Origin of the sequence: Christiangramia sp. LLG6405-1, from assembly GCF_045055805.1 — a bacterium.
GTDB lineage: Bacteria > Bacteroidota > Bacteroidia > Flavobacteriales > Flavobacteriaceae > Christiangramia.
The window spans coordinates 796,194-813,757 of sequence record NZ_CP159330.1; the positions used below are offsets into that span (position 1 = coordinate 796,194).

At 40.2% G+C, this 17,564-nt stretch carries 17 protein-coding genes; 10 read left to right on the forward strand and 7 right to left on the reverse strand.

The features are described 5' to 3' along the window. Positions 1–234: 234 nt before the first annotated feature. Complete coding sequence (locus ABVM50_RS03690) at positions 235–1,788, reverse strand: aldehyde dehydrogenase family protein (RefSeq protein WP_405200016.1); 1,554 nt, start codon at positions 1,786–1,788, stop codon at positions 235–237. A 60-nt stretch (positions 1,789–1,848) separates the two neighbouring features. Continuing rightward, complete coding sequence (locus ABVM50_RS03695) at positions 1,849–2,391, reverse strand: 3-hydroxyanthranilate 3,4-dioxygenase (protein ID WP_141876275.1); 543 nt, start codon at positions 2,389–2,391, stop codon at positions 1,849–1,851. Positions 2,392–2,517: 126 nt separating this feature from the next. On the opposite strand from ABVM50_RS03695, the gene ABVM50_RS03700 reads away from it, so the two are divergent. The 8 genes from ABVM50_RS03700 to trxA all read left to right on the forward strand — a co-directional run bounded on the left by ABVM50_RS03700 (position 2,518) and on the right by trxA (position 12,220). Beyond that, the gene (locus ABVM50_RS03700; RefSeq protein ID WP_405200017.1) at positions 2,518–3,585 is read left to right on the forward strand and encodes an isoaspartyl peptidase/L-asparaginase family protein; all 1,068 of its coding nucleotides are present in this window, start codon (positions 2,518–2,520) and stop codon (positions 3,583–3,585) included. A gap of 142 nt (positions 3,586–3,727) precedes the next feature. Continuing rightward, positions 3,728–4,573, forward strand: a complete 846-nt coding sequence (locus ABVM50_RS03705; protein ID WP_405200018.1) for a phospholipase A — start codon at positions 3,728–3,730, stop codon at positions 4,571–4,573. Positions 4,574–4,725: 152 nt separating this feature from the next. Continuing rightward, positions 4,726–5,208, forward strand: coding sequence for a GbsR/MarR family transcriptional regulator (locus ABVM50_RS03710; RefSeq protein ID WP_141876277.1), 483 nt, complete (start codon positions 4,726–4,728; stop codon positions 5,206–5,208). Positions 5,209–5,233: 25 nt separating this feature from the next. Continuing rightward, positions 5,234–6,361: an efflux RND transporter periplasmic adaptor subunit gene (locus ABVM50_RS03715; RefSeq protein WP_405200019.1), complete on the forward strand. Its 1,128-nt coding sequence runs from the start codon at positions 5,234–5,236 to the stop codon at positions 6,359–6,361. A gap of 22 nt (positions 6,362–6,383) precedes the next feature. Beyond that, on the forward strand, positions 6,384–9,515 hold the full coding sequence (locus ABVM50_RS03720) for an efflux RND transporter permease subunit (RefSeq protein ID WP_405200020.1): 3,132 nt from the start codon (positions 6,384–6,386) through the stop codon (positions 9,513–9,515). A gap of 8 nt (positions 9,516–9,523) precedes the next feature. Next, complete coding sequence (locus ABVM50_RS03725; protein WP_405200021.1) at positions 9,524–10,921, forward strand: efflux transporter outer membrane subunit; 1,398 nt, start codon at positions 9,524–9,526, stop codon at positions 10,919–10,921. Between the two features lie 89 nt (positions 10,922–11,010). Next, on the forward strand, positions 11,011–11,871 hold the full coding sequence (locus ABVM50_RS03730; RefSeq protein ID WP_405200022.1) for a phosphatase PAP2 family protein: 861 nt from the start codon (positions 11,011–11,013) through the stop codon (positions 11,869–11,871). A gap of 52 nt (positions 11,872–11,923) precedes the next feature. Further along, positions 11,924–12,220 (forward strand): thioredoxin, encoded by a 297-nt coding sequence (trxA, locus tag ABVM50_RS03735; RefSeq protein WP_405200023.1) that lies wholly within the window; start codon positions 11,924–11,926, stop codon positions 12,218–12,220. On the opposite strand, the gene ABVM50_RS03740 is transcribed toward trxA, so the two are convergent. Genes ABVM50_RS03740 through ABVM50_RS03750 form a run of 3 tightly spaced genes read right to left on the reverse strand, consistent with a single transcriptional unit; the run spans position 12,213 to position 13,854 of the window. Continuing rightward, on the reverse strand, positions 12,213–12,716 hold the full coding sequence (locus ABVM50_RS03740) for a YciI family protein (RefSeq protein ID WP_405200024.1): 504 nt from the start codon (positions 12,714–12,716) through the stop codon (positions 12,213–12,215). The two genes, trxA and ABVM50_RS03740, sit on opposite strands and share 8 nt — an antisense overlap. Then, entirely contained in the window at positions 12,713–13,186 is a 474-nt protein-coding gene (locus tag ABVM50_RS03745; protein WP_405200025.1) for a CYTH domain-containing protein, read from the reverse strand. The genes ABVM50_RS03740 and ABVM50_RS03745 overlap by 4 nt, the downstream gene beginning before the upstream one ends. Further along, positions 13,183–13,854 carry an NAD(P)H-binding protein gene (locus ABVM50_RS03750; RefSeq protein ID WP_405200026.1) on the reverse strand — a complete coding sequence of 224 codons (672 nt, stop codon included), beginning with the start codon at positions 13,852–13,854 and terminating at the stop codon, positions 13,183–13,185. The genes ABVM50_RS03745 and ABVM50_RS03750 overlap by 4 nt, the downstream gene beginning before the upstream one ends. Before the next feature lie 45 nt (positions 13,855–13,899). Between ABVM50_RS03750 and dinB the strand changes: the two genes are divergently transcribed. Both dinB and ABVM50_RS03760 read left to right on the forward strand, forming a co-directional pair. Beyond that, complete coding sequence (gene dinB / locus ABVM50_RS03755; protein ID WP_405200027.1) at positions 13,900–14,991, forward strand: DNA polymerase IV; 1,092 nt, start codon at positions 13,900–13,902, stop codon at positions 14,989–14,991. Continuing rightward, positions 14,991–15,491, forward strand: coding sequence for a lipocalin family protein (locus ABVM50_RS03760; protein ID WP_405200028.1), 501 nt, complete (start codon positions 14,991–14,993; stop codon positions 15,489–15,491). The genes dinB and ABVM50_RS03760 overlap by 1 nt, the downstream gene beginning before the upstream one ends. A gap of 57 nt (positions 15,492–15,548) precedes the next feature. Here the strand turns inward: ABVM50_RS03760 and pyk are convergent, their stop codons facing one another. Both pyk and ABVM50_RS03770 read right to left on the reverse strand, forming a co-directional pair. After that, positions 15,549–16,979, reverse strand: coding sequence for a pyruvate kinase (gene pyk / locus ABVM50_RS03765; RefSeq protein WP_405200029.1), 1,431 nt, complete (start codon positions 16,977–16,979; stop codon positions 15,549–15,551). Further along, complete coding sequence (locus tag ABVM50_RS03770) at positions 16,979–17,458, reverse strand: IPExxxVDY family protein (RefSeq protein WP_405200030.1); 480 nt, start codon at positions 17,456–17,458, stop codon at positions 16,979–16,981. Before ABVM50_RS03770 ends, pyk begins: the two co-directional genes overlap by 1 nt. Positions 17,459–17,564: the final 106 nt, after the last annotated feature.

Here is a 17,564-nt window from a genome sequence, read left to right on the forward strand (position 1 = left end):
CCCTACATCATCCTTAGAAAAGTCTTCCGTTCTTTTCTGGTGTTCCTTTTCAGCCTGTTCTTTTGAAAATTCGCTCATAATTTCTTTTGGTTTCTAATCCTCGAAAATAAAGATTATCTCAGCCTGATTCAAAATTGGGTCGCGTATTTAAGTATGATTTAACGATTTACGGTCAAGCATAACATAAAAAACCCGCTATTCTTAGAAAGCGGGTTTTTAATAAGTTTATAATGATTACAAATCAAACTTGATTCCCTGAGCTAGTGGCAGTTCAGTAGTGTAATTGATCGTATTCGTTTGTCTTCGCATATATACTTTCCATGCATCAGAACCTGATTCGCGACCACCACCTGTGTCTTTTTCTCCTCCAAATGCTCCACCAATTTCAGCACCTGAAGTTCCTATGTTCACATTGGCAATTCCACAATCTGATCCTTCCGTAGAAAGAAAACGTTCAGCTTCTCTTAAATTATTCGTCATGATTGCTGAAGAAAGTCCCTGTCTTACTCCATTTTGTAATTCCAGCGCATCACTTACATCACCGGAATATTTCATAATGTATAATACAGGTGCAAAGGTTTCATGCTGTACGATCTCGAAATCATTCTTGGCTTCGGCAATGGCAGGTTTCACATAACAACCGCTTTCGTATCCTTCACCTTCGAGTACACCACCTTCAACTAAAATGGTTCCTCCTTCTTCTACTACTTTCTTCAAGGCATGCTGGTAATTCTTTACTGCATCCTTGTCAATAAGCGGTCCAACGTGGTTATTCTCATCAAGTGGGTTTCCTATCCTTATTTGCTTGTAAGCGCTTACGATAGCATCCTTCACTTTATCATAAATATCTTCGTGAATGATCAATCTTCTGGTGGAAGTACAACGCTGTCCACAAGTTCCAACTGCTCCAAAAACAGCTCCAATCACCGTATTTTTAATATCTGCATCTGGAGTTACAATAATCGCATTGTTTCCACCAAGTTCCAGCAATGTTTTTCCTAATCTTCCAGCTACTTCCTTAGCTACAATTTTTCCCATTCTGGTAGAACCTGTAGCCGAAATTAATGGTACACGCTCATCCTTAGTCATCATCTCACCGACTTTATAGTCTCCGGTGATCAAACAGGAAATACCTTTAGGCACGTTATTTTCAGCAAATACTTTAGCAGCAATGTTCTGACAGGCCACGGAAGTCAGCGGAGTTTTTTCTGAACCTTTCCAGATACAGGCATCACCACAAACCCAGGCCAGCGCCGTATTCCATGACCAAACTGCTACCGGAAAATTGAAAGCTGAAATAATCCCAACAACTCCAAGAGGATGGTATTGTTCGTACATACGATGCCCAGGGCGTTCACTATGCATGGTCAAACCATGTAACTGTCTTGAAAGTCCCACTGCAAAATCGCAGATATCGATCATTTCCTGAACCTCACCAAGACCTTCCTGGTAGGATTTTCCCATTTCATAAGAAACGAGTTTCCCTAACGGTTCTTTTAATCTTCTAAGTTCATCATTAAACTGGCGTACGACTTCCCCACGCTGTGGTGCTGGCCAGGTTCTCCATTCCTTGAATCCCTTGGCAGCTGTTGAAACTGTCTTTTCATAATCATCACTGGTAGTTGCTTTCACTTTCCCGATGAGTTCACCATCAACAGGTGAATATGATTCAATGATATCTCCGTTACTAAACCAGTCTTTACCGGTAGATGTTCCGTTATTTACGTCGTTTAAACCTAAATCTTTCAGGGCTTGTTTAATCCCGAATTCTTCAGCGATTTTGCTCATTAAATTGCGTTTTTATCGATTATTTTGTGTAGTTATTGCGAAAATAGTAAAAATAAACGGCTATTCCTCCGGAGCTGTGAATCGTTCATCGGCGGGCATTACCTCCCCACAATTTTCGCAGGTACGAAGTTCCTCACTATTATAAAAATGTTTAAAATGTCTTAGAAAGTCGGTTTCAATATCGTGTAAAGGGAAGTAAACCTCGTATAACTTGTGATTGCAATTATCACAAAACCAGAGTAAACCGTCCTCACCTGCTTCATTAAGTCTTTTTCGTTCTACCACCAGGCCAATGGAACCTTCTTTTCTTTCGGGTGAGTGTGGCACTTTACCAGGATGAAGATACATATCGCCGGGTCCCAGTTTCATGGTTCGTTTCTCACCATTATCCTGTATATGAACCTCGATCTCTCCCTCAAGCTGGTAGAACAATTCTTCCGTTTCATTGTAATGATAATCTTTCCTCGCGTTAGGTCCGGCAACAATCATGACAATATAATCGCCAGATTCTCTATATAAATTCTTGTTTCCCACCGGAGGTTTTAGGTGCTCGCGATTTTGTTCGATCCACTTATTCAGGTTAAAAGGTCCTTCTACAGGCATATTTCGATTTTTTCTAAAATTACTGAATACTCCGGAAAGCTTTCGAACAACATCTATTAAAATTGAATTAAGAGTTTGCTTCAGAAGTCTATCTGAAATTTTATAACTTTCAGACAAATACGTCCTATGAAAAAACTACTACTCCTATTCAGTTTTGTCACTTTACTTTCCTGTGATCAGAATTCAGAAAAAAAATCAGAAGTTTCAACTTCAGCAGAAGAAAATAAAACTGCAACCGATACAACTCAAAATTTTGGGATTGTGATCCACGGTGGTGCTGGTACAATCCTCAAGGAAAATATGAGCGATAGTCTGGAAAAGGCCTACAAGGATAAGATGGAAGAGGCGATTAGAACGGGTCACGAAATTCTAGCCAATGGAGGAACTGCTGTGGAAGCTGTACAACGAACCATAAATATTATGGAAGACAGTCCTCTATTTAATTCGGCAAAAGGTGCAGTATTTACCAACGAAGGAATCAATGAACTCGATGCCTCGATCATGGAAGGAAAAAATCTAAATGCCGGGGCGGTTGCCGGGGTTACGAATGTCAAAAATCCTATTAACCTGGCTTTTGAAGTCATGGAAAATTCGGAACATGTACTATTATCTGGAAAAGGGGCTGAAGATTTCGCTAAAGAAAGAGGACTCGAAATTGTTGACCCTTCATATTTTTATACTGAAAACAGGTTTAAAGCAATGGAAAGAGCAAGGAACCGCGAAGATAACAAGACTGCTTTTTACGACCCTTTCGTTAAGGACGAAAAGTTTGGAACTGTAGGATGTGCTGCTTTAGACAAAGATGGAAATCTTGCAGCTGGTACTTCAACGGGAGGAATGTCTAACAAAAAATATAACCGGATTGGGGATTCTCCAATTATTGGAGCCGGAACCTATGCGAACAACGCCACTTGCGCAATTTCGAGTACCGGCTGGGGTGAGTTCTTTATTCGAGGAGTTGTTGCCTATGACATTTCAGCCATGATGGAATATAAAGGTATGAGTCTGCAGGAAGCTGCGAGTGAAGTTATTCAGAAAAAACAACCGGCTTTGGGCGGCAATGGTGGAATCATTGCTATTGATCATAAAGGAAATGTGGCGATGGAATTTAATACTGAAGGAATGTACCGTGCGAGTATGAATGCAAAAGGTGATCTTCAGCTCGGTATTTATAAAGAGAATAGCACCGAATAAAATTGGTCGATTTAGTGTTATAAAGCTCCTGGAATCAGGGGCTTTTTTAATTTGGTAACATTCCTGTCCAGGCTTCAAATTAGATTTAAAGCAAACTTAGAGCTACCTTTGTTCTCTTAAAGATTCCCTACAAAGTACTAATATGATGTCATTTACAAAAAAAATTGGCCTCCTGAGCCTTCTCGTTCTTATATTTTGCGATTCATCAAATGTCAATGCGCAACGAATGTCTCGCGAGGAAGTTAACGACACCATCAAAAACATGCCTTCTTTTAGTAGTTATCACGATAATTACCTGATAAGCGGGATTCCCACAAACAAGTCGGCTAACAAAATGAATTCTGATATTAAATATCAGATCAGCTTTAAGCAGCTAATTTCCAGGGCGACACTTCCGCTTAACAGCTATTTGTTTGTGAGCTATACACAAAAAGCTTTTTGGAATATCTATGACAAGTCCAGTCCCTTTGAAGAGATCAACTTTAATCCCGCCGTTGGTGTGGGAAAGCCAATATTCGACAAATCCAATAGAATCATTGCATTGGCAGAACTGCAGCTGGAACATGAATCCAATGGGAGAGACAGTCTGGCTAGCAGAAGCTGGAACAGAGTTTCCGGAATGTTTCATACTCCGCTAGGAAGGCGCACCATGTTAAGTGCGAAAGCCTGGGTTCCTTTTGCTTATACTGAAAATCATCCTGATCTCCTGGATTTTGTTGGTTTAGCGGAAGTCAAGGTACAACAGACTTTTTTCAGAGATCTATTGATTGGCGAAGTGACAGTTCGAAAAGGACTGAAAGATTGGAAAGGATCCGTAGGTACCAAGCTTTATTACAAATTATTCAATAATTCCGGAAACCAGTATTTAATGCTGGAATGGTTCGCCGGTTATGCTGAAAGTCTTATCGATTACGATAAATATACCAGTATGGTTAGAATTGGGTATGTTATTAAATCTACAGACCTCAATATCTTAAGAACAAGATAACTAGCTTCCACATTAACGGATGACGTCCTACAATTAAGGCTCACCAGAACTCCGTCTTCAGACATTAAATATTTTTAACGAACATTTAAGTTTGATTAGTTCGTTTAGTTCAGAACCAACTGTATCTTTGCAAGCTCATTTAAAATAATTGCATGGATTGTTGTTCACCAGAGAAACGAAAACTGATCGAAGAGATTGGCGTTCATTTCGAGAAAATACATAATCTCGCTCCATTATCGGCGAGGATCTATATCATCATGATCCTGTCTCCCAACGATGGTCATACATTTGATGAAATCATCGAGATCACCCAGGCGAGTAAAAGTTCTGTCTCTACACAACTTAATTTACTGCTACAAACCAAAAAAGTAGAATACTTCACCAAATCCGGGGATAGAAAGCGCTATTTCAGGGCAAGCAGAACCTATCTTAAGAATACCCTTAATGACGAAATGAACAGGACGAAAGAAGAGATCAGGGTCGTTGATAAAATTCACGAGTTTAATTCAACCTACAATAAAGAGAAGTTTAAGAAATCTGGCGGTGTAGGTCGTTTATATATGGATCATTTAAAAATGCAAAAAGAAAACCTGGAACGTACGATCGAACAGATGAACCAGGAACTGGAAAATTAATTATTGAAGAAGAAGAAAAGCAGAAATGAAAAAATTGTTATCAATCTCAGGTTTATTCGTCCTAATATTAGTCCTGGCAAGCTGCGGGAATGAAGGAGAATCACAGGCTCAGGCTGCAGCACCGCAGGCAAAACCATTTCCGGTGACAGAGGTTCCCCAGAGAACACTTACTGGTTATACCACTTATCCCGTTAAGATCGAAGGGATCATTAATAGTGAGGTTCGTGCAAAGCTTTCCGGATACATTACAGATGTGCTGGTTGATGAAGGGCAGGAAGTAAAGAAAGGTCAGTTACTTTTCAAACTGGAAACTCAATCTCTAAACCAGGATGCAGCAGCAGCGAAAGCGAACGTTAATGCAGCACAGGTAGAGGTAGATAAGCTAAAACCATTAGTTGAAAAGAACATTATAAGTAACGTTCAACTGGAAACTGCAAAAGCAAAACTGCAACAGGCGCAGAGTAGCTACAATAGTGTTGCTGCAAATATTGGTTATGCCAATATCAAAAGTCCGGTAGACGGTTATGTAGGTTCCATAAGACTTCGTGAAGGGGCTTTGGTAAGTCCTACAAGTACTCAACCGTTAACCACCGTAAGTAATATTAGTAAGGTCTACGCCTATTTTTCCATGAATGAAACCGAATATCTTGATTTTCTGAAAGAATATGAAGGAGAAAAAGTTCAGGATAAGATCAATAATATGCCGGAGGTAGAACTGAAGCTTGCTAATGGAACAACTTACTCTGAAAAAGGTAAGATCGAAACCATCAATTCGCAGGTGAATGAAAATACCGGATCTATATCCTTCAGAGCAGTTTTTGAAAATCCTTCAAGACTTCTTTCCAATGGAAATAGCGGTAAAATTTTAATTCCGAAGACCTATGAGAATGCCGTGATTGTTCCGCAGGAATCCACCTTTGAGAGGCAGGGAAATGTCCTTGTCTATAAGATTGGAGCCAACAATAAAGTAACAAGTTCCACACTGGAAATCATTACAAGCATAGATAATTTATATGTAGTGGAATCTGGGGTGAAGCAGGGAGATACGATCGTTGCAAAAGGCCTGGCCAAATTACGACCAGATACCGAAATAAAGCCTCAACCAGTCGCTTTCGACAGTGTGGCTAAGCCTATTGAAAAGGTATTCAGATAAATTTTCAGGAAAAAGAAACGTTATGCTAAAGACATTTATAGAAAGACCCGTACTCTCTACGGTGATTTCCATCATTATCGTGATCCTGGGGGTACTTGGTCTTTCCAACCTTCCTATCACGCAATATCCTGACATCGCACCACCAACGATTACCGTGAGCACTTCTTATCCAGGTGCCAATGCAGAAACGGTACTGGAAAGTGTGATCATTCCTATTGAAGAACAGATCAACGGTGTGGAGGGAATGACCTATTTAACCTCAACAGCTACCAATAACGGTACTGCAGAGATTACAGTTTATTTCGATCAACAGGTTGATCCAGACATTGCTGCGGTAAACGTACAGAACAGGGTTGCCCGTGCAAATCCTCTGTTACCTGCAGAAGTTAAACAAACCGGGGTTACGACCCAGAAACAACAAACGAGTGCCTTGATGTTCTTTTCTCTATTGAGTAAGAACAAGGATTTCGACGATACTTTTATTCAGAATTACCTGAAAATCAATGTAATTCCTGAGATTCAAAGGGTAAATGGAGTTGGGAATGTTCAGGTTTTTGGAAGTAAGGATTATGCCATGCGAATCTGGCTACAGCCTGATAAACTCGCAGCATATAACCTCGTTCCAACAGATGTGATTGCTGCTTTGAATGAGCAGAGTCTGGAAGCTGCTGCCGGTTCTCTGGGTGAGAACGATGGTAAAGCTTTCAATTACACCATCAAATATAGTGGTAGATATAATACTGAAGAGCAATACAGCGATATCGTGATCAAGGCTCTTGGAAATGGAGAATTTCTTAGACTTAAAGATATTGCTGAGATCGAACTCGATGCACAGAGTTATAGCGGAAGTTCCATGACCAAAGGTTATCCTGCAGTAAACATGGGAGTTTTCCAGACCAAAGGTTCCAATGCTCGTGATATCATCCTGGAAATCGAAGACCGACTGGCAGAAGTTGAAAAAGATCTTCCTGAAGGTTTGGAGATCTACGTGCCCTACAATACGAACGAATTTTTAGATGCCTCGATCAACAAGGTTACGCATACCCTAATTGAAGCTTTTATCCTTGTTTTCCTGGTAGTATTCATATTTCTACAGGATTTCAGGTCGACCTTGATCCCGGCCATCGCGGTTCCGGTATCTATTATTGGTACTTTTTTCTTCCTGAACCTTTTTGGATATAGTATCAACTTATTGACCTTGTTTGCGCTGGTGTTAGCCATCGGGATTGTGGTGGATGATGCCATCGTGGTGGTGGAAGCCGTCCACGCGAAACTGGATGAAGGTGCTAAAAGTGCCAAACAGGCTACTACCACAGCCATGAACGAAATTTCTGGAGCGATCATCTCGATTACCCTGGTTATGGCAGCGGTATTTATTCCGGTAACATTCATCAAGGGACCAACCGGTGTGTTTTACGAGCAATTTGGAATCACCTTAATCGTAGCAATATTCATTTCTGCAGTAAACGCGTTAACCCTGAGCCCTGCTCTTTGTGCATTATTTCTGAAGACTCATGACGAGAAGAAAAACGGTAAGAAAAGTTTCCTTCAGAAGTTCTATGATGGATTTAACCGCGGATTTAATGCAACTATCGAAAGATATGGAAGATCGCTGAAGTTTCTCTACAAGAACAAATGGGTAACTGCTTTGATCCTGATCCTCTCGATTGGTGGAATCTGGTGGTCTGCTTCTACAACTCCTTCAGGTTTTGTGCCAGATGAAGATCGTGGACTTATATTCGTAAACCTGGAATTACCAGCAGGTGCTTCCATAGACAGAACCCAGGAAGTAAATGATCTCCTGTACCAGAAAGTAAAAGATATTGAAGGTATTCAGGGAGTTTCAGTAATTGCCGGTAGAAGTTTAATTAGTGGTGCAGGAAGTAATTACGGACTTGGTTTTATTAAACTGGATAACTGGGAAGAACGTGACACCGATGAATTATCTGTTGAAAGCATTACAGGAAAGTTGTTCGGTATAGCGGCAACCATCCCGGAAGCGAATATTATTTTCTTCTCACCTCCCAGTATTCCTGGCTTCGGAAATTCATCAGGATTTGAAGTGAATTTACTGGATAGATCTGGGGCAGGTTTTAACGAGTTGGATGAAGCCAACCAGGAATTTATCAGGAAACTTTCTGAAAGACCCGAAATTCAATATGCACAAAGTTCTTTTAATACCAATTATCCTCAATACGAACTGGAATTGAATGTACCCTTAGCCAAAGAAAAAGGCGTTACAGTAAATGAAATATTCAGTACTCTTCAGGGATATATTGGAGGGGTTTATGCTGCCGATTTCTCTAAATTCGGAAAACAATACCGGGTTTACGTGCAGGCTTATCCTGAAGATCGTGCACAAAAATCTGATCTTAATAAGCTTTACGTTCGTACGTCTTCCGGAGAAATGAGTCCTATAACGCAGTTTGTGGATCTCAAAAGAGTGTATGGGCCACAATCTGTAACCCGTTTCAACCTGTTCAACTCTACTAAGCTTAGTGGTGCAACCAATCCAGGTTTTAGTTCAGGAGATGCGATTACAGCCATTGAAGAAGTTGCCAGCACACTTCCGGAAAATTATACGACTGCTTACAGTGGTCTAACCCGGGAGGAGGTAAACGCCGGAGACCAAACGACCACGATATTTCTATTATCCATTGTGTTCGTTTACTTCTTACTGGCGGCACAATATGAAAGTTATTTATTACCGTTTTCAGTGCTGTTCTCCTTACCACTTGGAGTTTTTGGTGCTTATATCACCACAAAATTTTCAGGATTGCAGAACAACATCTATTTCCAGATCGCATTGATCATGCTAATAGGTCTACTTGCCAAGAATGCTATTCTAATTGTGGAATTTGCTTTGCAGCGAAGACGACAGGGAGAATCGATCGTAGATGCCGCCATTGATGGAGCGAAATCCAGGCTAAGACCAATTCTTATGACCTCTTTTGCCTTTATTCTTGGATTGCTTCCGCTTGTACTAGCTACAGGAGTTGGTGCAGAAGGAAACCGTTCTATTGGTACAGGTGCTGCCGGGGGATTATTAATTGGAACTATTCTGGGAGTCTTCGTAATTCCTATCCTGTTTATTCTCTTCCAGTGGTTGCAGGAAAAAGTAGGTAAGAAACCTGAAGCTGTTGAAACTAAATAAGATTGAAGATGAACGTATTATATAACATGAAATTTGGTCTGGTAGGAGTTGTATTCCTTAGCCTACAATCGTGTTTTGTTGCTAAAGATTACGAACAACCAGAGGTAATTGAAGAAGCGAACTACAGAACCGATGAGATAGACCAGGATAGTTTGAATATGGCCAGTGTCTCCTGGAAGGAGATGTTTACAGATCCTATCCTACAGGATTATATTTCTAAAGGCCTGGAAAACAATATTGATATTCGGGTGGCAATGCAACAGATCAATGCTGCAGAAGCTTACGTAAAACAAGGTAAAGCTGGTTATCTTCCTACTCTGGGAGCTAATGCCACCTTTACTCACCAGGAACTTTCTCAAAACAGCCAGTTTGGTAGTTTGTTTAGTTCACTGGACCAGTATCAGTTAAGTGCAGATCTTTCCTGGGAAGCAGATATCTGGGGTAAGATTAGAAGTAGAAAACGTGCTTTTGATGCCAGGTATTTGCAAAGTATCGCGGCACACCAGGCAGTGAAAACAAGGTTGATCTCAGATATAGCTTCAACTTACTATCAATTGCTGACCTTGGACGAGCAGATCGCGATTACAGAAACGACGGTAGAAACTAGGGCGAATAGCCTTGAGACCACAAAAGCTTTAAAGGAAGCTGGAACTCTTACTGAAGTTGGAGTACAGCAAACTGAAGCGCAGCTATACACTGCAAAAGCGATCCTGATTGACCTTAAAAATGAAGCGAGATTACTTGAAAATACGCTTTCCATACTACTTGGTGAAGCACCCATGTTGATTGAAAGGTCCAACCTGAATGACCAGGCGATCACAACAGATCTCAATATTGGTGTTCCAGTACAACTCTTACGTAACCGTCCTGATGTCATTGCTGCGGAATACAATCTGGTAAATGCATTTGAACTTACCAATGTTGCTAAAAGCAATTTCTATCCTTCGCTTACTCTAAGTGCAACTGGTGGATTACAGGCTTTGGACAAAGGAGATCTTTTTGATCCTAATTCACTTTTCGCTACCGTCATTGGTGGTTTGGCTCAGCCAATTTTAAATGGAAGAGCCATAAGAACTGAATATGAAGTGTCACAGGCAGAACAGGAACAGGCCAGACTTGAATTTAGAAGAGCGATTTTAACGGCGAGTAAGGAAGTTTCAGATGCCATGTATTCTTACGAGGCTGCTTCAGAAAAGATCGATGTAAAACAGAAAGAATTCCAAGCTTATGATCTCGCGACAGATTATTCCGAAGAATTACTGAATAATGGGCTTGCCAATTACCTTGAGGTTTTAACTGCAAGACAGAATGCCTTAAATTCGAGTTTAGATCTTGCTAACGCAAAGTACAATCAATTAAAATCAATTGTCGATCTTTACGAAGCCTTAGGTGGCGGCTGGAATTAATTAAAATTTAGTTTTTTCATAGTTAGTTAGTTGTTGGTTGATAGTGACCTCAGGCTTTAGGGTTTGAGGTCACTTTTTAAAATTATAATATGCTTAGAAAATTACAATCCCTTTGTTTTTGTTTGGTGTTTTTGACTATCTCCTCTTTTACCTATGCTCAGGATACAGAGAAGCCAGAACCAGAAAATGACAGTATTCCCACGACCTGGGAACTTTTAAAATATGACGGTGCCAGTGCTTTTGGCGGAATAAAGAACACCTATTCTTCTCCCCTTAGATGGCAAAAAGATGATTTTATTACTGCAGGAGCTGTAGTTGCCGGTACCGCTGCCCTTTACATTTTCGATGAAGAGACCAGTGAATACTTTATGGATCAGGGCGAAGATGCTCCCGAACTTGTAAAGGATTTTGGGTGGTATTTTGGAAGTCCGCAAAATAATTACGGAGTAACTGGGGCGGTTTACCTGGTTGGTTTATTCACCAAGAATGAGAAAATAAGACAAACAGGGGTTTTGATGATCTCTGCAGCTACTGCTTCCGGGATCATTCAGTCGATTTCCAAGACCGTAGTAGGAAGAGCCAGACCCACAGGTGGCGAAGGCAAAGGAAGTTTTGATCCTTTCAGCAGTGAAGGGAAGTACCACTCATTTCCGTCTGGGCATACAATCCTCTCCTTTACAACATTGTACGCACTATCCAAGCAGTTCGATAATCCTTTTGTAAAGGCGGGACTTATAGGAGTTGGAATGGTTTCTCCGGTTTCCAGGCTTTGGTCTGGTGCACACTGGCTAACCGATGTAGGGCTTAGTCTTGCAATTAGCGTTGCGGTTGTGGATAGTATCGATAAATACTTGAAGAACGAACGTAACTACGGAGTACAGAATCCTAATAAAATAAGCTGGAAAATGCAGGTAGGTCTCGGCCGGGTAGGGATCGTAGGTACTTTTTAACCTGCTTTTAAAATAATGCGAACTATAGATTTCTTAACTTTAAAAGAAAAAGATGAAAAGTAGTTTTAATGATATTATTTCAGGAGAGACTCCTGTACTAGTAGATTTTTATGCCGACTGGTGTGGACCTTGCAAATCGCTGGCACCAATTTTAAAGGAAGTTAAGAATGATCTTGGCGAAGGGGTTAAGATCGTGAAGATCGATGTGGATAAGAACCAGGAATTAGCCTCGAAATATCAGGTTAGAGGTGTTCCAACTATGATCCTCTTCAAGGATGGGAAACAATTCTGGAGACAGTCAGGTTTATTACCCAAACACGATATTGTAATTAAAATCAATTCTATTTAAGCTTTCCTCCTTTGGCAGCCCACCATGGATGTATTTCAACTTTTAGTCTGCCAGCTTTTACCATGGGATCTAAATTTGCCAGGCTATCTGCTTCGGCTTGGGTTGCAGTATTAAAAACCACGATTCCACGAAGATCACCATCATCTCCCATAGGTCCCGTTAAACTGGTATAACCTTCAGTGGCCATGCGCTCCAGATGAGCCATATGCTTCTTTTGAAGTTCTGCAGCCTCAGTCGAATCCTGACTTCTGGTAGGGCCGGATTTCAGAAAAACCATATAATATTGCTGCATTAGATACGTGGTATCTCCTTCTTTGTAACTAAAAGTCTGGTAGCCTTTCTTTTTCAGGTCTTCTTCAATGGACTTTGTACTAACTTTCTTTTCTACGATCGTATCCTCTTTCACCTTCACAATTTCTTCGGAAGCTTCTTCTTTAGATGATTGATCACAGGAAATAAATAAGGATAGGAATGCTACTAAGATGAGATTTTTCATTTTTTCCAGTTTTTATAGGGATTAAGAGTAAGCTGTGAATTGTAATATTGATTTTGACAGGTCACTTCCTCACCCAGCCACTCAGGTTTCAGGAAATGTTCGTGCTCTGAATTTAATTCTACTTCTGCGATACTAAGACCTTTATTATCTCCCAGAAATTCATCTACTTCAAATATATGCTGTCCCACAGTCACGAGATAACGGTACTTTTCGATTTTTCCCGGCTCACATAGCTTGAGTAGTTGCTGAGCTTCGTCAACTGGTATTTCCTTCTCCCACTCGAAACGGGAAACTCCACTTTCAGAGCTTTTGCCCTTAATGGTCATAAAAGCTTTATCAGCCTGGATACGTATCCTGATTGTTCGTTCCGGATGCGTATTTAGATAAGCCTGGATAAATAAGGTTTTACTAATCGCTTCTTTTTTATATGCTTCTGAAGTGATCAGGAACTTTCTTTCAATTTCTATCATTCTGAAGAGTTGCTTAAAGTCTTGATTTTATCAGATTCAATTCTTCCGCTTTCATAGGGATGATTTGCCAGATATTGCATTGCATTCGCGATCTCCTCTGGTTCTATACTCCGATATTTTTTGAGTCCGCCAATGAGCAAATGATTACCAAGTTTCATCAAATTAATAAATATGGATTCCATTAGCCTGTTCTCTGCCCTGTCACCGGCAATTAAAGATGGCTGCAGTATATAAGTATTTGAGATTTTCTGTTCCAATACAGCACCTTCCATTTCACCTTTCACCTTATTATAAAAGATATTACTATCCTCGTCTGCACCCAAAGCTGAAATTACCATGAAAGTGCCAATACTATTCCTTTTGGTCAGTTTCGCAGCAGTTGCTGGAATACCAAAATCAATTTGTCGATACAATTCCTTATCGGGAGTTTTGCTTTTCGTAGTTCCTATGCAGCAGAAGACTTCATCTCCGGTGAATAGTTCCTGAATCTTTTCAAGTTCAAAAAGATCTATGAGATATTCCTCGATCTTCTCACTTTTTTGAGATACATGATTTCTTCCAAAAACCTTGATCTGTCTATAACGATCATCCTTTATTAATTTATCTAAAAGAATTCCACCAGTGAGACCGGTAGCACCAAGAATGATCGCTGTTTTCGCCTGTTGCATTGTTGTAGCTATTAATTAGACTAAGATATTACTTAAATTTGCAAGGTGGAAAAACTTCGCAAAATTATCCATGTAGATATGGATGCCTTCTATGCTTCAGTAGAGCAACTGGACAATCCTGATCTTCGGGGAAAGCCGGTCGCAGTAGGTGGTAGCTCACAACGCGGAGTCGTAAGTGCAGCCAGTTATGAAGCCAGAAAGTTTGGTGTGCGCAGTGCGATGAGTAGCGTGATGGCGAAAAGAAACTGTCCTGATCTCATCTTCGTGAAATCAAATTTTGAAAGATACCGTGAAATTTCAGCACAAATCAGGGAGATCTTTTATGAGTATACAGACCTGGTAGAGCCATTATCACTGGATGAAGCATATCTTGATGTTACCGAGAATAAAAAAGGCCTGATGAGCGCCACTCTTATCGCCAAAAAGATAAGAGACCAGATCAAGGAAAAAACTGGTTTGAACGCTTCCGCAGGAATTTCCGTCAATAAATTCATCGCCAAGGTCGCCAGTGACATTAATAAACCAAACGGACAGAAAACCGTACCACCGGAAGAAGTTCTAGAGTTTCTGGAGGACCTCGACATTAGAAAATTCTATGGCGTTGGAAAAGTAACTGCGGAAAAAATGTATCGCCTAGGGATTTTTAGCGGAAAAGATCTTAAGTCTAAGACGGAAGAATACCTGAGTGAACATTTTGGAAAGAGTGGCAGGCATTTTTACAAGGTAGTTCGCGGAATTCACCATAGCGAAGTAAAACCTCATAGAACCCGCAAATCGCTTGGTGCTGAAAGAACCTTTAATGAGAATATTTCTTCTGAAATCTTTATGCTCGAAAAACTTAAGAATATCGCTGAAGAAATAGAACGCAGATTAAAAAGATCTGATATTGCTGGCAAAACGATTACCTTAAAGATCAAATACAGTGATTTTACTCAGCAAACCAGAAGCAAGACGATTAGCTACTATATTTCCAGTAAAGACCTCATTCTCGAAATCGCCAAAGAATTGTTATATCAGGAGAAAATGAAGAATTCGGTTCGATTACTGGGAATATCACTGTCCAACTTAAACACTGAAAAGGCGGATACGAAAGAAGAAGAAAAGGAAATCCTCGTCCAATTGAAATTTAAATTTTAATGACTAAGAAATTGCTGTTTATATGTATGATGATTGGCATGATTTCCTGCCAGGAAGATCAGGTTTACGAGTTGCCGGAAAATGCTACGACTTTACTAACGGGTGACGACACAAAGACATGGAAACTCGCAAGACGTTCCAATAACAATGTAAGAATGAACATGGGTCCATGCTTTCTCAATTATCGCCAGAGTTTTTCCGTAGACAAGACTGTTGAAGATAATAATGGAAGAAATAAGGATTGTGGACCGAGTCTTGCTGGCACCTGGGAGTTTAAGAAGGGAGTGAAAAATGAACCTTATCTACGAATTAATAGTCCGCAAATCCCCGAACTCTTAAGTACCTCTAAGGAATATAAAGATTTCAAAATACTGAAGTTGACCAAGGACACCCTTGAGGTGGTTTTCAGGCATAATCAATACGGCAACACCAGCAGATTGATCACAGATATTCTCGTTCGGGAAGATCTGGACATTGGTGATCGATATTTCCACCATTAAAAAACCGGATACCTACTAATGCAGATATCCGGTTTTGAAATTCGAACTTGAACTGTTCTATTCTATTTCTGAAACCCTAAGCGTGTTCACCATTCCCTTAGCAGTAATTGGCATAGCGGCAAGGTTAATCGTAAAGTCTCCTACTTCCACAAATTTATATTGTTTAGCCATATCGTTAATATCATCGATAGTCTCATCTGTACTCACGAACTTATCGTAGAAAAAAGCTTTCACTCCCCACAAAAGGCTCAATTGGTTTAGTATCCTTCTGTTTGATGTAAAAACGAGAATATGAGCTTCTGGTCTCCATGCAGAGATCTGGAATGCCGTATATCCACTATTAGTTAAAGTACAGATCGCTTTCGCTTTGATCTCGTTCGCCATATGCGCTGCATGATAACAAACAGCTTTGGTAATATATCTTTTCGTTCTTACGTGCGGTGGTTCATGAGGAACCTTAATAAGTGGAGAATTCTCTACACTTTCCAGGATCTGCGCCATTTTCTGAATAACCTGTACCGGATATTGTCCTACGGAAGTTTCTCCGGAAAGCATTACAGCATCAGCTCCATCCATGACAGAATTGGCTACGTCGTTCACCTCTGCTCTTGTAGGCGTAAGGCTCGTAATCATGGTTTCCATCATTTGAGTCGCGATGATCACCGGGATGCGTGCTTTTTTAGCTGTTAGTACCAGTTTCTTCTGAATTAGAGGAACTTCCTGAGCAGGAATTTCCACACCAAGATCTCCACGTGCTACCATAAGTCCGTCACAATAAGCAACGATCTTATCAATATTCTCCACACCTTCAGGTTTTTCGATCTTAGCAACGATCGGAATTTTAAATTCTGAATGCTCATTGATCAATTTCTGAAGTTCCATAAGATCTTCAGCATGTCTAACAAAAGAAAGTGCCATCCAGTCCACAGCAAGCTCGCAGGCGAATTTGGCATCTCTAATGTCCTTCTCTGTTAGTGCAGGTAAAGAGATATTTGTATTTGGAAGGTTTACTCCCTTTTTTGATTTTAATGGTCCACCCTGAATAACTTTAGTAGTAACCTCATCTTTCTTGTTGGTTTTCACAACTTCAAAGATCAATTTACCATCATCAAGTAGAATTCTTTCCCCAGCTTTTACATCCTGCGGAAAAGTTTCGTAATTCATGTAAACACGCTCTGAAGTACCTTTGAAAGGTTTTCCAGTTACAAACGTGATATGGTCACCTTCAGAAACTACAACCTCTTCCTTCATCACTCCAACACGAAGTTTTGGACCCTGAAGATCGGCTAGAATCGCGGCATTGAAACCTTCTTCCTCGTTAAGTTCTCTAATCATCTGCACCCGTTCTTTCACATCTTCATAATCTGCATGTGAAAAGTTGATACGAAATACGTTGACACCTTCCTGCAACATTCTCTTTAAAGTATCTTTGCTACTGGTTGCAGGGCCCAGTGTGGCAACTATTTTGGTTTTCTTGTTGGTCGGCATTATTCGAAAATTAGATTTTGTTTGTTCTTCAGCTTATCCACTTCTATAGCGTAAGCTGCCTGTACTCCCGGAATTTGATTAATCTTGTTCAGAATCCTGATGAATTCTTTAGGTAGAATTTCCTCGCTTATCTTCAGAAAAAAATCAACTTTACTATATTCAGGTATAAGGTTAATTTCTTTTGAACTGAACTTTTCCTCATTAAAAAGGGAACCTGTACTTAGAATCCTTTTCGGTTCTCCCTTGAACTTATTGGTAACCAGTTCAACGCTGTAGTAAGCTTTTGGATCTTTGAAAGAGTAAAGAACATAAAAGGCGTGATATTCAGAATGATTAAAATCAATGTCTGTCGCCTCTCTCTCCAGCTTTGTTCGCAAATTCTTATTGATTAAATAAGCCATTCTATACCCCTCTAAAGAAGAGTAGATCGCGATCAATTGAAAGCTCTCATCTTCAAACTCAAGCAGTTCCTTATGCATAAGCACAAATTCGGAATTTAAGGTTAAAGATAATATATCATTGCTGAAATGAAGATATTAGGGGTCTAAAATTCATAATTTTCTACGAAAACGTTATAGTTTACGT

Excerpts from the sequence above, each read along its gene's own strand:
- ABVM50_RS03690 (WP_405200016.1), bottom strand. The coding sequence starts at position 1,788 with ATGAGCAAAATCGCTGAAGAATTCGGGATTAAACAAGCCCTGAAAGAT.
- ABVM50_RS03695 (WP_141876275.1), bottom strand. The coding sequence starts at position 2,391 with ATGCCTGTAGAAGGACCTTTTAACCTGAATAAGTGGATCGAACAAAAT.
- ABVM50_RS03700 (WP_405200017.1), top strand. The coding sequence starts at position 2,518 with ATGAAAAAACTACTACTCCTATTCAGTTTTGTCACTTTACTTTCCTGT.
- ABVM50_RS03705 (WP_405200018.1), top strand. The coding sequence starts at position 3,728 with ATGATGTCATTTACAAAAAAAATTGGCCTCCTGAGCCTTCTCGTTCTT.
- ABVM50_RS03710 (WP_141876277.1), top strand. The coding sequence starts at position 4,726 with ATGGATTGTTGTTCACCAGAGAAACGAAAACTGATCGAAGAGATTGGC.
- ABVM50_RS03715 (WP_405200019.1), top strand. The coding sequence starts at position 5,234 with ATGAAAAAATTGTTATCAATCTCAGGTTTATTCGTCCTAATATTAGTC.
- ABVM50_RS03720 (WP_405200020.1), top strand. The coding sequence starts at position 6,384 with ATGCTAAAGACATTTATAGAAAGACCCGTACTCTCTACGGTGATTTCC.
- ABVM50_RS03725 (WP_405200021.1), top strand. The coding sequence starts at position 9,524 with ATGAACGTATTATATAACATGAAATTTGGTCTGGTAGGAGTTGTATTC.
- ABVM50_RS03730 (WP_405200022.1), top strand. The coding sequence starts at position 11,011 with ATGCTTAGAAAATTACAATCCCTTTGTTTTTGTTTGGTGTTTTTGACT.
- trxA (WP_405200023.1), top strand. The coding sequence starts at position 11,924 with ATGAAAAGTAGTTTTAATGATATTATTTCAGGAGAGACTCCTGTACTA.
- ABVM50_RS03740 (WP_405200024.1), bottom strand. The coding sequence starts at position 12,716 with ATGAAAAATCTCATCTTAGTAGCATTCCTATCCTTATTTATTTCCTGT.
- ABVM50_RS03745 (WP_405200025.1), bottom strand. The coding sequence starts at position 13,186 with ATGATAGAAATTGAAAGAAAGTTCCTGATCACTTCAGAAGCATATAAA.
- ABVM50_RS03750 (WP_405200026.1), bottom strand. The coding sequence starts at position 13,854 with ATGCAACAGGCGAAAACAGCGATCATTCTTGGTGCTACCGGTCTCACT.
- ABVM50_RS03760 (WP_405200028.1), top strand. The coding sequence starts at position 14,991 with ATGACTAAGAAATTGCTGTTTATATGTATGATGATTGGCATGATTTCC.
- pyk (WP_405200029.1), bottom strand. The coding sequence starts at position 16,979 with ATGCCGACCAACAAGAAAACCAAAATAGTTGCCACACTGGGCCCTGCA.
- ABVM50_RS03770 (WP_405200030.1), bottom strand. The coding sequence starts at position 17,458 with ATGCATAAGGAACTGCTTGAGTTTGAAGATGAGAGCTTTCAATTGATC.